At 63.4% G+C, this 12,904-nt stretch carries 13 protein-coding genes; 9 read left to right on the plus strand and 4 right to left on the minus strand.

What is annotated here, in order from left to right; genetic code table 11:
- Positions 1–99: 99 nt before the first annotated feature.
- The 9 genes from bchY to dxs all read left to right on the plus strand — a co-directional run bounded on the left by bchY (position 100) and on the right by dxs (position 8,959).
- Positions 100–1,566: a chlorophyllide a reductase subunit Y gene (gene bchY, locus BM171_RS02305; protein WP_093009157.1), complete on the plus strand. Its 1,467-nt coding sequence runs from the start codon at positions 100–102 to the stop codon at positions 1,564–1,566.
- Positions 1,567–1,600: 34 nt separating this feature from the next.
- Positions 1,601–3,064 carry a chlorophyllide a reductase subunit Z gene (gene bchZ / locus BM171_RS02310; protein WP_093009158.1) on the plus strand — a complete coding sequence of 488 codons (1,464 nt, stop codon included), beginning with the start codon at positions 1,601–1,603 and terminating at the stop codon, positions 3,062–3,064.
- A complete protein-coding gene (pufQ, locus tag BM171_RS02315; RefSeq protein WP_093009159.1) occupies positions 3,061–3,276 on the plus strand; it encodes a cytochrome PufQ in 216 nt (71 codons plus the stop codon). The genes bchZ and pufQ overlap by 4 nt, the downstream gene beginning before the upstream one ends.
- A 122-nt stretch (positions 3,277–3,398) precedes the next feature.
- Positions 3,399–3,548, plus strand: coding sequence for a light-harvesting antenna LH1, beta subunit (gene pufB, locus BM171_RS02320; RefSeq protein ID WP_072778079.1), 150 nt, complete (start codon positions 3,399–3,401; stop codon positions 3,546–3,548).
- 13 nt (positions 3,549–3,561) lie between these two features.
- On the plus strand, positions 3,562–3,723 hold the full coding sequence (pufA, locus tag BM171_RS02325) for a light-harvesting antenna LH1, alpha subunit (RefSeq protein WP_093009160.1): 162 nt from the start codon (positions 3,562–3,564) through the stop codon (positions 3,721–3,723).
- A gap of 167 nt (positions 3,724–3,890) precedes the next feature.
- Positions 3,891–4,721 (plus strand): photosynthetic reaction center subunit L, encoded by an 831-nt coding sequence (pufL, locus tag BM171_RS02330; RefSeq protein ID WP_093009161.1) that lies wholly within the window; start codon positions 3,891–3,893, stop codon positions 4,719–4,721.
- Between the two features lie 19 nt (positions 4,722–4,740).
- Positions 4,741–5,730: a photosynthetic reaction center subunit M gene (gene pufM / locus BM171_RS02335; RefSeq protein ID WP_172975065.1), complete on the plus strand. Its 990-nt coding sequence runs from the start codon at positions 4,741–4,743 to the stop codon at positions 5,728–5,730.
- Position 5,731: 1 nt separating this feature from the next.
- Positions 5,732–6,847, plus strand: a complete 1,116-nt coding sequence (gene pufC / locus BM171_RS02340; protein WP_093009163.1) for a photosynthetic reaction center cytochrome PufC — start codon at positions 5,732–5,734, stop codon at positions 6,845–6,847.
- A gap of 192 nt (positions 6,848–7,039) precedes the next feature.
- Positions 7,040–8,959 carry a 1-deoxy-D-xylulose-5-phosphate synthase gene (dxs, locus tag BM171_RS02345; RefSeq protein ID WP_093009164.1) on the plus strand — a complete coding sequence of 640 codons (1,920 nt, stop codon included), beginning with the start codon at positions 7,040–7,042 and terminating at the stop codon, positions 8,957–8,959.
- A gap of 4 nt (positions 8,960–8,963) precedes the next feature.
- Here dxs and idi read toward each other — a convergent pair whose 3' ends face one another.
- From idi to chlG, 4 genes are read right to left on the minus strand one after another with little or no spacing between them, the layout of a single operon-like run.
- Complete coding sequence (gene idi, locus BM171_RS02350) at positions 8,964–9,485, minus strand: isopentenyl-diphosphate Delta-isomerase (protein ID WP_093009165.1); 522 nt, start codon at positions 9,483–9,485, stop codon at positions 8,964–8,966.
- On the minus strand, positions 9,482–10,663 hold the full coding sequence (locus tag BM171_RS02355; RefSeq protein ID WP_093009166.1) for a geranylgeranyl diphosphate reductase: 1,182 nt from the start codon (positions 10,661–10,663) through the stop codon (positions 9,482–9,484). The genes idi and BM171_RS02355 overlap by 4 nt, the downstream gene beginning before the upstream one ends.
- Positions 10,664–10,666: 3 nt before the next feature.
- On the minus strand, positions 10,667–11,947 hold the full coding sequence (locus BM171_RS02360) for a BCD family MFS transporter (RefSeq protein ID WP_093009167.1): 1,281 nt from the start codon (positions 11,945–11,947) through the stop codon (positions 10,667–10,669).
- On the minus strand, positions 11,944–12,852 hold the full coding sequence (chlG, locus tag BM171_RS02365) for a chlorophyll synthase ChlG (RefSeq protein WP_093009168.1): 909 nt from the start codon (positions 12,850–12,852) through the stop codon (positions 11,944–11,946). Before chlG ends, BM171_RS02360 begins: the two co-directional genes overlap by 4 nt.
- Between the last annotated feature and the right edge of the window lie 52 nt (positions 12,853–12,904).

The raw sequence follows: 12,904 nt of genomic DNA on the forward strand, positions 1-12,904 counted from the left end.
CAAAGCCGCACGTCCGGCGCCATTGATACCGAAGAGACAGGGGTCGCCTTGACCGACGAGACCGAACATAACGCCAACGGAACCGCCCCTGCAGAGGGGATGGGCTGCCATTCGGGGGCCGAGCTGGAACGCGCGGCCCGCGAGGCCGGCGCATCCGAGGTGCTCGACCGGTACGCCGAGGATTATCCGCAAGGGCCGCACGACAAGCCGCAAAGCATGTGTCCGGCTTTCGGCTCTCTGCGCGTCGGGCTCCGTATGAAGCGGGTTGCGACCGTTCTGTCGGGATCGGCCTGCTGCGTTTACGGGCTGACCTTCGTCTCGCATTTCTACGGCGCTCGGCGTTCGGTCGGTTACGTGCCGTTCTCCTCGGAGACGCTGGTCACCGGCAAGCTCTTCGAAGATATCCGCGACTCCGTTCACGAGATGGCCGATCCGGACAAGTTCGACGCGATCGTCGTGACGAACCTGTGCGTTCCAACTGCCTCGGGTGTCCCGCTCCGCCTTCTGCCGAAAGAGATAAACGGTGTGCGGATCGTCGGGATCGACGTGCCGGGCTTCGGAATTCCGACGCATGCCGAAGCAAAGGACGTCCTTGCCGGTGCGATGCTGGCGTATGCCCGCGAGGAAGTGGCCGCTGGACCGGTCCCGGCCCCCGAGGCACGCGTGACGGATCGCCCGACGCTGACCCTTCTGGGTGAGATGTTCCCGGCAGACCCGATGTCCATCGGTGCGCTGCTTGCGCCCATGGGCATCGCCGCCGGGCCAGTCGTGCCCTGCCGAGAGTGGCGGGAGCTGTATTCTGCGCTCGACTGCACCGCGGTCGCCGCAATCCATCCGTTCTACACCGCTGCAATCCGCGAATTCGAGACAGCGGGACGTCCCGTTCTCGGCTCAGCACCCGTGGGCCGCGACGGAACCGAAGCGTGGCTCGAGGCTGTGGGCGCGACGTTCGAGATTCCGCAGGACAAGATCGACGCCGCGAAAGATGCCGCGCTTCCGGCTATCGAAGCCGCGCTCAAGGCCAACCCGGTGAACGGCAAGATCACCCTGTCGGGCTATGAAGGCTCCGAGCTTCTGGTGGCGCGCCTTCTGATCGAGAGCGGCGCTGATGTGCCTTATGTCGGCACCGCCTGTCCCAAGACGCGGTTCTCAAAAGCCGATGCCGAATGGCTCGAAGCGCATGGATGCCAGGTCAAGTACCGCGCGTCGCTCGAAGACGATCTTGCCGCGATGGACAAACACAAGCCGGACCTCGCCATCGGCACGACGCCCGTCGTCCAGAAGGCGAAGGAGTTGGGCGTGCCCGGTCTTTATTACACGAACCTGATCTCTGCGCGCCCGCTCATGGGCGTGGCCGGTGCCGGATCCCTGGCCGAAGTGGTCAATGCCGCGATTGCAGGCAAAGGCCGGATGGACCGGATGAAAGAATTCTTCGAAGGCGTCGGCAACGGCGACACAGCCGGTGTCTGGGAGGGCGCGCCGAACCTGCGTCCCGACTTCCGGGCGCAGCAGCAGAAGAAACTCGACAAGGCTGCCAAGCGCGCCGAAGCGGAGCGTATGATATGAGGCTCTGTTTCGGCATAACTCCGGGGGGCTTGGCATGTTGATCCAGGACCACGACCGCGCTGGCGGCTACTGGGGTGCCGTCTATGCCTTCTGCGCCGTGAAGGGTTTGCAGGTGGTGATCGACGGCCCGGTGGGTTGCGAGAACCTGCCGGTGACGTCCGTCTTGCACTACACCGACGCGCTGCCGCCGCACGAATTGCCCATCGTGGTGACCGGGCTTGGCGAGGAAGAGATGGGCCGCGGGACCGAGGAAGCGATGGAGCGCGCCTGGAAGGTGCTCGATCCGGCGCTGCCGGCCGTCGTCGTCACCGGGTCCATCGCCGAGATGATCGGTGGCGGCGTGACACCGCAAGGCACCAATATTCAGCGGTTCCTGCCACGCACGATCGACGAAGATCAGTGGCAGGCCGCCGACCGCGCGATGACGTGGCTCTTCACCGAATTCGGCATGACCAAGGGCCGGATGCCGCCCGAAAAGAAACGCGAGGACGGCGCAAAACCTCGCGTGAACATCCTCGGGCCAATGTACGGCACGTTCAACATGCCCTCCGACCTCGCGGAAATCCGGCGTCTCATCGAAGGGATCGGCGCCGACGTGAACATGGTGATGCCTTTGGGCGCGCACCTGGCCGAGATGCGGAACCTCGTGAACGCCGACGCCAATGTCGTGATGTATCGCGAGTTTGGTCGCGGCCTCGCCGAGGTACTCGACAAGCCTTACCTGCAAGCGCCGATCGGGATGGAATCGACGACCCTGTTCCTGCGTAAACTCGGCGAGATGCTGGGCCTCGATCCCGAGCCATTCATCGAGCGCGAAAAGCATTCGACGCTGAAGCCGGTCTGGGATCTTTGGCGTTCGGTCACTCAGGATTTCTTTGCGACAGCGAATTTCGCGATCGTCGCGAACGAGACCTATACACGCGGTATCCGCAATTACCTCGAAGGCGATCTGGGTTTGCCCTGCGCGCTCGCGGTGGAGCGGAAGGCCGGGTCAAAGACTGACAACGACCACGTGCGGGACACACTGCATGGCGCGCGACCCATCGTCGTGCTCGGTTCGATTAATGAGAAGATGTACCTCGCCGAAATGAGCTCTGGGCACGGACCGAAGCCGGCCTTCATCCCGGCAAGCTTCCCCGGTGCCGCAATCCGCAGGCATACCGGCACACCCTTCATGGGATATGCGGGAGCCGCGTATCTTTTGCAGGAGATTTGCAACGGGCTCTTCGACGCGCTCTTCCACATCCTGCCGCTGGGCGCGGCGATGGATGCGGGCGAGGCGACGCCCACGCCCCTCAGACGCGACTTTCCCTGGGATCCCGACGCGCAGGCCGAGCTTGACCGCATCGTCGCGTCGCACCCGGTGCTCACCCGAATTTCCGCAGCCAAGACGTTGCGCGACGCCGCAGAGGCAGAAGCGCTCCGCAAGGGGTCCGACCGTGTCGTTCTCGAAACGGTTCAGGCCCTCGATCCATCCACAGGAGGTATCAATCCATGACCGACTTCACCTCGAACCCGCCTCGGGCGCGCTCGAAGCGCGGAACGGAATTCCTTCTCTATTTCAGCTTGATCTTCGTTCTCGCGATCCCTTTCGCGACGGCGTTCTGGCTGCTCGACGTGTTCCAGAAGCAGACGCTCAACCTGCACGGGCCGCTGGCCCGGGCCTGGGCCGAAGCGGACCGGATCACGCCGCTCATCTTTTCGGCCTGAGAGGGCCGTACCGAGACTGGCCGCCTCGCTCGTCGGGGCGGACAGGCCCAGCGGAGTCTACTCCGAGGGGACCCGGCCGTGAGGGTGTCACGGCGTCAGCGTGACGTTCCGGAGGAAAGTTAATGGCTGATAATACCGACCTGTCGTTCACAGGTCTCACCGACGAGCAGGCGCAGGAACTGCATTCCGTCTACATGAGCGGCCTCTGGCTGTTCTCGGCGGTTGCCGTGGTCGCACATTTGGCGACCTTCATCTGGCGTCCGTGGTTCTGAGGAGGGCTGAAGCATGGCAAAATTCTATAAGATTTGGCTCATCTTCGACCCCCGCCGCGTCTTCGTGGCCCAGGGTGTCTTCCTCTTCCTGCTCGCAGCGATGATCCACTTGGTCGTTCTCTCGAACGGCATCAACTGGTTCGAAACTGCAGCTGCCGCGGGCGCTTCCGAGTGAGCCTGCGTGGTGCGCGGGCTCCGCGTGCCGCCAGAAGGTGACAAAGACAAAGCTGTGGGCGGGCACCGGCCTCTGACGCCCGTCCGCCCACGGCAAACAAGACACGGTATCGACGGCACACGCCCCCGACGGGTCGGACGATGCCGCCACTAGCGGAGACCAAGACGATGGCAATGCTCAGCTTCGAAAAGAAGTATCGCGTCCGCGGAGGGACGCTGATCGGCGGCGATCTGTTCGACTTCTGGGTGGGCCCTTTCTACGTGGGCTTCTTCGGCGTCACGACCGCCTTTTTCTCGCTTCTAGGGACAATCTTGATCCTGTGGGGCGCCGCACATCAGGGCACGTTCAACCCCTGGCTAATCAACATCGAGCCGCCCGACCTCAGCTACGGTCTGGGCGCCGCGCCGCTCATGGAAGGCGGGCTTTGGCAGATCATCACCATCTGTGCGACCGGGGCTTTCATCTCCTGGGCGCTGCGCGAGGTCGAGATCTGTCGCAAGCTTGGCATCGGCTACCATGTTCCGATCGCCTTCGGCTTCGCGATCTTCGCCTATGTAACGCTCGAGATTTTCCGTCCGGTTCTGCTTGGAGCCTGGGGTCATGCGTTTCCCTACGGCATCTTCAGCCACCTCGATTGGGTCTCGAACACGGGCTACGCCTACCTGCACTTCCACTACAACCCGGCGCACATGCTCGCGGTGACGCTGTTCTTCACCACCACGCTCGCCTTGGCGCTGCATGGCGGCCTGATCCTCTCGGCGGCGAACCCCGAGAAGGGCGAGGACATGAAGACGCCCGATCACGAAGACACGTTCTTCCGGGATTTCATCGGCTACTCGGTCGGTACGCTCGGCATTCACCGTCTTGGCTGGCTGCTGGCGATCAACGCGGGGTTCTGGTCGGCGATCTGCATCATCATCTCCGGGCCCGTTTGGACCAAAGGCTGGCCGGAATGGTGGAACTGGTGGCTCGAACTGCCGATCTGGGGCCAGCTCTGAGGGAGGATGAAACATGCCAATGATTGAGTATCAGAACATCTTCACCCAGGTGCAGGTCCAAGGGACCCCCGAGATGGGGATGAACGACAACGGCCGGATGATGGAGGAGCGGACCAAGAACCCGTTCTTCTCCACCCTCGCAGGCTTTCTCGGAAACGCGCAGATCGGTCCGATCTACCTCGGCTGGACAGGGCTCGTGTCCCTCTTCACCGGCATTCTGGCCCTGAACATCATCGGGCTCAACATGCTGGCCCAGGTGGACTGGTCGATCCCGGAATTCATCCGGCAGGGCTTCTGGCTTGCACTCGAGCCGCCAAGCCCGGAATACGGTCTGACCATTCCGCCGCTCTATGACGGTGGCTGGTACATCATCGCGAGCTTCTTCCTTCTCATCTCGGTGATGAGCTGGTGGGCGCGCTCCTGGCTTCTGGCCAAGGAACAGAAGATGGGCAAGCATGTCTTCTGGGCCTTCGGATCGGCGATCTGGCTGTTCCTCGTTCTCGGCCTTTTCCGGCCGATCCTGATGGGGTCGTGGTCCGAGGCGGTGCCTTACGGCATCTTCCCGCACCTCGATTGGACGACAGCGTTCTCGATCCGGTACGGCAACCTCTACTACAACCCGTTTCACTGTCTCTCGATCGTGTTCCTCTACGGTTCGGTGCTTCTCTTCGCCATGCATGGCGGCACGATCCTCGCGGTCACACGCTACGGCGGTGACCGGGAACTCGAGCAGATCGTCGATCGGGGTACGGCCACCGAACGCGCTGCGCTCTTCTGGCGCTGGACGATGGGCTTCAACGCAACGATGGAGGGCATCCATCGTTGGGCCTGGTGGTTCGCGGTACTGACTCCGATAACCGGCGGCATCGGCATCCTCTTGACCGGCACCGTCGTCGACAACTGGTTCATCTGGGCACAGGAGCATCACTTCGCGCCGGCCTATGACGGCAGCTACGGCTACGAAGCTTACGGCCAGACCTATCAGTCCTTCATCGGCGGAGGTGAGTGAGATGCTACCCTGGTTCAAGAACTGGAATAAGGACAACCCGACCGACATCTACGGTCCGGCGATCCTGGTGGGAGTGCTTGGAGTAGCGGTGATCGTGGCGGCCTTCGTGGTCGTCGTCGGTCAGCCCTTCGCAACCAAGTCGTTGCAGACGGGTCCGCGAGGCACCGGGATGGTCCAGACGGAGTTCGTGTCCGAGATCGAGAACGAGGATCCGACCCTGGCGGCCTACTACACCGAAGAGCCCTATGTTCCCGAGGACGGGGACCGGCTCGCCTCTGAGGTCTATGAGAACGTCCAGGTCCTCGGCAACGTGACCGAGGACAACTTCAACCGCATCATGCTGGCGATGACGCAATGGGTCTCGCCCGAGCAGGGCTGCGCCTACTGCCATGTCGGCGCGGCGGACGGCAACTACGCCAATGACGAGCTTTACACGATGAAGGTCGCGCGGCGCATGATCCAGATGACCCAGAACCTCAACGAAGGCTGGGCTGGCCACGTGAACGCCAACCAGGAGGTCGGTGTGAACTGCTACACCTGCCACCGCGGGGAGAACGTGCCGTCGGATATCTGGTTCAGGATCACCCCCGTCAACGAGGCCGCCGAAGGCTGGGCCGCGGTGCAGAACCGCGTCACCATGCAATCGCAATATACCTCGCTGCCGTCTGATGCTCTCGAGACGTATCTTCTCGAGGACGAGCCGATCGGCGTGCACGACTTCGCAAGCCACGTGGACAGCGATCCGACGGATCCGAACACCGCAACGTGGCAGGATGCGGAGCGGACCTACTCGCTGATGAACTACGTCTCCAACTCGCTCGGCGTGAACTGCACGTTCTGCCACAACACGCGCGCCTTCTACGACGGCACGCAGGTGACGCCGCAATGGGCAACAGAGTCGCTCGGCATCGCGATGGTGAAGGAGATGAACCAGGACTACCTTGTCCCGCTCGAGGGCGAGTATCCCGAAAATCGTCTCGGTCCAGTCTATGGCGACGCGCCGAAGGCAGCGTGCAAGACCTGCCACAAGGGCTACCAGCAGCCGCTTCAGGGTCTGAACGTGATTGCGGATTGGCCCGAACTGGCAACGACTTCGGGTGAATATAGCTACGAATGAGATGCGCGGGTCCGGCCGGGGTGATCCTGGCCGGGCCCCGCCGCCAGGTCCGCTCGTCTGACTTTCCCTGGACGAGCGGATAACGAGGGCCCAGCCCTCGGTTCCCTTCCTGTTGGCTACAGGAGCTGGCGCCGCGCCGGACAGAACCCACGTTTTGCAAGGCGCGGCGCTTTTTCTTCGGGAGGAGCTGCCATGACACGACCCGACACCCCCATTCTCGACCATATCGCCGGACCTGCGGATCTGCGCCAGATGGACGGGCGCACGCTCGCGAAACTGTCGCAGGAAGTGCGCGCCGAGGTGGTCTCCGCCGTCTCCGAGACAGGCGGCCATCTTGGATCGTCGCTCGGCGTGGTCGAATTGACGGTGGCCATTCATGCCGTGTTCAACACGCCCTCCGACAAGCTCATCTTCGATGTCGGCCATCAATGCTACCCGCACAAGGTGCTCACCGGGCGGCGCGACCGCATTCGTACCTTGCGCCAGAAGGACGGCCTGTCGGGGTTCACCAAGCGCTCGGAAAGCGAATACGATCCGTTCGGCGCGGCCCACAGCTCCACGTCGATCTCCGCCGCGCTCGGCTTCACCATCGGTCGCGACATGGGCAAGCCCACGGGCGATGCGATCGCGGTGATCGGTGACGGCGCGATTTCCGCCGGCATGGCTTACGAGGCGCTGAACAATGCCGGGGCGGAGGGGCGCCGGCTTTTCGTGATCCTGAATGACAACGAGATGTCCATTGCGCCGCCGGTTGGTGCGATGTCTGCCTACCTATCCTCGCTCTACGCTCAGGAACCGTTCCAGAAGATGCGCGCGCTGGCAGAGGGCTTCGAGAGCGCCTTGCCGGGGCCGATGCGCGACGGCGCGCGCCGCGCCCGCCAGATCGTGACGGGGCAGGGGGGCGAGACGGGCTCGCTCTTCGAGGCACTGGGTTTCGACTATGTCGGTCCCATCGACGGGCATGATATGGGCCAGCTTCTCAGCGTCCTGCGCTCCGCGAAGGCGCGGGCGACGGGGCCGGTACTCATTCATTGCTGCACGGTCAAGGGCAAGGGGTATGCCCCCGCCGAGAAAGCCGCCGATTGCGGGCATGGCGTGTCGAAATTCGACCCTGTTACAGGCGAACAGGCAAAATCCAAGCCCACTGCCCCAGCTTACACCAAGGTCTTCGGCCAGGCATTGGCAGATGCGGCGGCGCGCGATCCCGATGTCGTGGCCATCACGGCTGCGATGCCCTCCGGCACCGGCGTCAACATCATGGCGGAGCGCTACCCGAACCGCGTCTTCGATGTCGGCATTGCAGAGCAGCACGGCGTCACCTTCGCCGCGGGCATGGCCGCTTCCGGTCTCAAGCCGTTCGCGGCGATCTATTCCACCTTCCTGCAACGAGGCTACGATCAGATCGTGCACGACGTGGCGCTGCAGAACCTGCCTGTCCGCTTCGCGATTGATCGGGCCGGTCTCGTGGGCGCGGACGGTGCGACCCATGCCGGAGCCTTCGATATCGGCTACCTCAGCGCGTTGCCGAATATGACCGTCATGGCGGCGAGCGACGAAGCCGAGCTTGTCCACATGGTTGAAACGGCGCGCGTCCATGACAGTGGCCCTATCGCCTTCCGCTATCCTCGCGGCAATGGTGTTGGCGTGGCACTTCCAGAGATGCCTCAACCATTCGAGATCGGGAAAGGCCGTGTGGTCGAGGAAGGCTCTGACGTCGCCTTTCTTTCATTCGGCGCACATCTCGGCGTCGTGCGCGAAGCGACGGCGCTTCTGGCGTCGCAGGGCGTCTCGGCGACCATCGCGGATGCCCGCTTCGCCAAGCCCCTCGACCTCGATCTCATCCACCAGCTCGCCCGCCATCACGGCGCGCTTCTGACCGTGGAGCAGGGCGCTCGAGGCGGGTTTGGCGCGCAAGTGCTGCATGCGCTGGCCGCGTCGGGCGCGTTCGACAAGGGCCTCGCGATCCGCACGCTGACGCTGCCCGACCGGTTCATCGACCAGGCGAGCCCAGCCGAGATGTACGAAGAGGCCGGCCTGACTGCCGCCGATCTGGCGAAAAGCGCGATGCAGGCGCTCGGTCGCGAGACAAAGGTGGTGCCGCTCAGGGCTTGAGCCTTCAGGCGGTCTCGAAGATCCGCTCGGCGTGTTCGCTCAGGTAGATCCGGAGCCAGGGCGTGAACTCGCCCGGCGCCTCGTTGATCCAGGTGCGAAGCGCAGATAGCGGCACCCAGGCTGTATCCATGACTTCCGCAGGATCAGGGTCGATTTTCATGTCCCGTGAGGCCTCGGCGGTGAAAAGATCGACCACCTCGTGCTCGATGAGCCCATCGCCGACATCGGCTCGATATTCGATCCGGTCACGGTAGCTCAGCGTGAGGCCGGAGATCCCCAGCTCTTCGTCGAGACGCCGCGCCGCTGTCTCGGCAGGATCTTCATCCCAATGCGGATGCGTGCAGCACGTGTTCGCCCACAGCCCTGGCGTGTGATATTTCCCCATTGCCCGACGCTGCAAAAGCACCTCGTCGCCCCGCATCACGAAAACCGAGATCGCCTTGTGCTTGAGACCGCGCTCGTGAACCTCGAGCTTTTCGACCGGCACCAGCTCTCCATCCTGCCATGCGGGGATCATAAGCGTCATACATGCGTCTCCGGGACCAATCCGGTTAGATGGCGCAGATTCTTGAAGCCGATCTTCAGATGCGCCATCGGCCGCGCCTTCACGAGCTTCTTGTTCATGTAGGCCTCGAAGGTCAATCGCTGCACGTCGATATCGTGACAAAGCGAGACAAAGCGCTCCCGGCGCGAGTCGGATCGATAATACGCGTTCTGCATGGAGGCCAGCACGCGGAAAACGGTCTTGTGTTCCCGCATGAAGAGCTTCCGCGCGAGTTTCAGCGCGCTCGGTTTGCCGCTCAGCAGGAAGGCCGAGGCCGCGCTCGCGGCGACCCGCCCGCCCGTCATGGCGTAGTAGATCCCCTCGCCCGACGACGGCGCGACCACGCCAGCGGCATCGCCCGCCAGAATGAGATCCTTACCGTTGTCCCACCGCTCGAGTGGTTTCAGAGGGATCGGCGCGCCTTCGCGACGGAGGGTTTCGCATTGGGCCAGATGCGAAGACAGGCGCAGATCCGCCGTTGCCTGCTTGAGATTCACGTTCGCGTCTTCGGAGCCCATGCCCACAGAGACGGTATCGCCATGCGGAAACACCCAACCGTAGAAATCGGGGGAGATGCGCCCGTCATAGATCACGTCGCAGCGCTCCGGATCGTAATGATCCGACGTCATCGGGGCAGAGATGATCTCGTGATAGGCGAAGACGAGCGGTATGCGGTCCGCGCCGGGAACCTCGCCGCGCGCGACACGACTCTTTGCGCCATCCGCCCCGATGACCAGCCGGGTGACGATCTGGCTCTCTTCGCCGCTTGCCTTGTCGCGATAGACGACCCGCGGCCAACCGCGGCTGCGGTCGATCCTGAGAAATGTCCCGGTGAACCGCTCGGCCCCGGCCGCGACCGCGCGGTCACGCAGCCAGGGGTCGAAATCCTTGCGGTCCACCATGCCAACGAACCCGTTCTCCACCGGAATATCGACATGGCGACCGGTCGGAGAGATCATTCGCGCGGTGGTGATCTTCGTCAGAAGCTGCTCTTCGCCGATATCGAAATCCTGCATGAGGCGCGGCGGTATCGCGCCGCCACAGGGCTTGATGCGCCCCTCCCGGTCGAGGAGGGCGACCTTGTGCCCGCTCAGCGCAAGATCATGGGCGGCGGTTGCTCCTGATGGGCCTCCTCCGACGACGACAACATCATAGACCATGGTTCATTCTCCCGGTTGCAGGGACGCCAGAGGCGGATCGGATGCCATGACCCGTCGCGCCATCCAGGCAGCGGAGAGGAACAGGGCAGCTTCGAACAGGAAAACAGAGCCGAATGCACTGGCATCGGCGGTGAACTGACGGGCAATATCGGCCAGGGCCGCACCCAGAAGACCGCCAAATCCTGCGGCAATGGCTTGCGCCGCGCCCCAAAGGCCCATGCGTGTGCCTTCTCGCGCTTCACGGCCCTCTCCGGCCAGCTTCATCATGGAGCCGATGGCGGCGACCGCGAACATGCCGTTGAAAAATCCAAGGGCGATGACCGCAGGCAAAAGCGGCGCAGTCGGCCCGGCCTGACCCAGAAGAGCAATGGACGTCAGCGCCGCGGCAGATCCGCCGCATCCCGCGATCACCCATGCGCGCAAGCTTCCGCGGCGAAAACCCGTAGCGATCACGCCGACTGCGACCATGCCGAGAAAAACGCCGCCATTCTGCGCGCCCGAAAGCTGTGTCGACTGTCCCGGCGTGAAGTTGAAGACGAGACCAGCGTAAGGTTCAAGAATGAGCTCCTGCATGAAATAAGCGGTCATGGACAGGAACACGAACAGCGTGAAGGCGCGGGCCTTGGGCTCTGCCCATATCTCGGCCAGACCTTCGCGGAAGGGCATCGGATCAGGCTCCGTCCGTGCGACGACATTTGCCTCGACGCGCCATGTCGCGAGCAACGTCAGGAGGACCGCAACCCCACCGACGATGGCGACGATGGTCAGAAGGCGCGAGGCGGAGTAGGGGTCCAGCAAGCTGCCCACGACGCCTGCTGTCATCGCGATGCCGAAGATCATCATAAGCCAGGTGATCGTCGCTGCGGCGGCCCGGCGCGTCGGCGCCGTCGCGGTCGCGAGAAGTGCCAGAAGCGATGTGCCGGATGCGCCGACACCGAGGCCGATCAACGCATAAGACAGGATTGCGACCGAAAGACCGAGCGCGAATGAGGTCTCCAGCAGCACAACGCTCGCCGCAGCGCCCCATCCGCCAAGCGCCAGAGCGATCATGCCGCTGACGATCCAAAAGGTTCGATGACCGCCGGTATCCGACAGGAATCCCCAGGATGGACGGGTAATCTGGATGCCGTAATGCAGGGCGACAAGCAGGCCGGGCAGCACGGCCGGCAGCGCCAGCTCAACCACCATGAGGCGATTCAGGGTCGATGTCGTCAGGACCACGATGGCGCCGAGACACATCTGAACGAGTCCAAGCCGGACGATGGAAAGCCAGGAAAGGGTCATGGGGTCGCTCCCGTCCCGGCCAATGCAAAGGCCGAGATCATCATGCCGGAGACGTAAAGGACGATGCCTGTGCCGTTGTACCACGGGGCCTTGCCTTTGGGATCGCGCAGCAAGACACGCATCGCAGCCAGCTGCGCCAGGATGACAACGCCCACCGCTCCCGCGTGCCAGGCGGCGCTGAGCGAAAGCAGCACAGCGATCACGCCGAGTTGTGGCACGATCATTGCCCAACAGGCGACGCGTGCTGCCCGTTCGGGTCCAAGGATGACGGGCAGGGAATTGACGCCGGTCTGGCGGTCGCCTTCGAGCGCCTTGAAATCATTGAGCGTCATGATCCCGTGCGCGCCGATACCGTACAGGAGTGCAACGAGGATCACCGGCCCGCTTGGCAAGCCCTGCGCGAGTATTGCCGCGCCGGTGAACCAGGGAAGCGTTTCATAAGACAAGCCGACGAGACCTGGACCCCACCAGCCCGACCGCTTCAGTCGCAACGGCTCGGCGGAGTAGGCCCATGCGGCGGCGACACCGGCGCACGTGGCGAGAAAGCCCCAGAGGCCAAGTAGCGCGCCGACTCCGAGCGACAGGGCGGACATGGCAAGCGCGACCCATAAACCCCAGCGGCCGGGCACTCGGCCTGACGGGATCGGTCGGTCCGGCTCGTTGATCGCATCAACATGTCTGTCGCACCAATCGTTGGCGGCCTGGCTCATGCCGCAGACGATGGGACCAGCCAAAACGATGCCGAGAACGACGAGAAAGGGTTCGGACCAGAGCGCGACTCCTGAAGAAACCGCACCGCAAAGATAGGCCCACATCGGCGGAAACCATGTAACCGGCTTGATGAGCCTCAGAAGGGCCGCCGGTTCGGGATAGCGTCGAGGCTGTAAACTTAGGCTGACACTCATACGTCAGTTAGACACGACAGAACGAGTCGGCGCAAGAGGTCAGGTGCGGAGG

It is taken from the genome of Roseivivax halotolerans (assembly GCF_900115815.1).
Classification (GTDB): Bacteria; Pseudomonadota; Alphaproteobacteria; order Rhodobacterales; family Rhodobacteraceae; genus Roseivivax; species Roseivivax halotolerans.

Bases quoted from the DNA above. Each gene is read 5' to 3' on its own strand.
- bchY (WP_093009157.1), top strand. From the start codon at position 100: ATGGGCTGCCATTCGGGGGCCGAGCTGGAACGCGCGGCCCGCGAGGCC.
- pufB (WP_072778079.1), top strand. From the start codon at position 3,399: ATGGCTGATAATACCGACCTGTCGTTCACAGGTCTCACCGACGAGCAG.
- BM171_RS02360 (WP_093009167.1), bottom strand. From the start codon at position 11,947: ATGACCCTTTCCTGGCTTTCCATCGTCCGGCTTGGACTCGTTCAGATG.
- pufM (WP_172975065.1), top strand. From the start codon at position 4,741: ATGATTGAGTATCAGAACATCTTCACCCAGGTGCAGGTCCAAGGGACC.
- pufQ (WP_093009159.1), top strand. From the start codon at position 3,061: ATGACCGACTTCACCTCGAACCCGCCTCGGGCGCGCTCGAAGCGCGGA.
- BM171_RS02355 (WP_093009166.1), bottom strand. From the start codon at position 10,663: ATGGTCTATGATGTTGTCGTCGTCGGAGGAGGCCCATCAGGAGCAACC.
- pufC (WP_093009163.1), top strand. From the start codon at position 5,732: ATGCTACCCTGGTTCAAGAACTGGAATAAGGACAACCCGACCGACATC.
- bchZ (WP_093009158.1), top strand. From the start codon at position 1,601: ATGTTGATCCAGGACCACGACCGCGCTGGCGGCTACTGGGGTGCCGTC.
- dxs (WP_093009164.1), top strand. From the start codon at position 7,040: ATGACACGACCCGACACCCCCATTCTCGACCATATCGCCGGACCTGCG.
- idi (WP_093009165.1), bottom strand. From the start codon at position 9,485: ATGACGCTTATGATCCCCGCATGGCAGGATGGAGAGCTGGTGCCGGTC.
- chlG (WP_093009168.1), bottom strand. From the start codon at position 12,852: ATGAGTGTCAGCCTAAGTTTACAGCCTCGACGCTATCCCGAACCGGCG.
- pufA (WP_093009160.1), top strand. From the start codon at position 3,562: ATGGCAAAATTCTATAAGATTTGGCTCATCTTCGACCCCCGCCGCGTC.
- pufL (WP_093009161.1), top strand. From the start codon at position 3,891: ATGGCAATGCTCAGCTTCGAAAAGAAGTATCGCGTCCGCGGAGGGACG.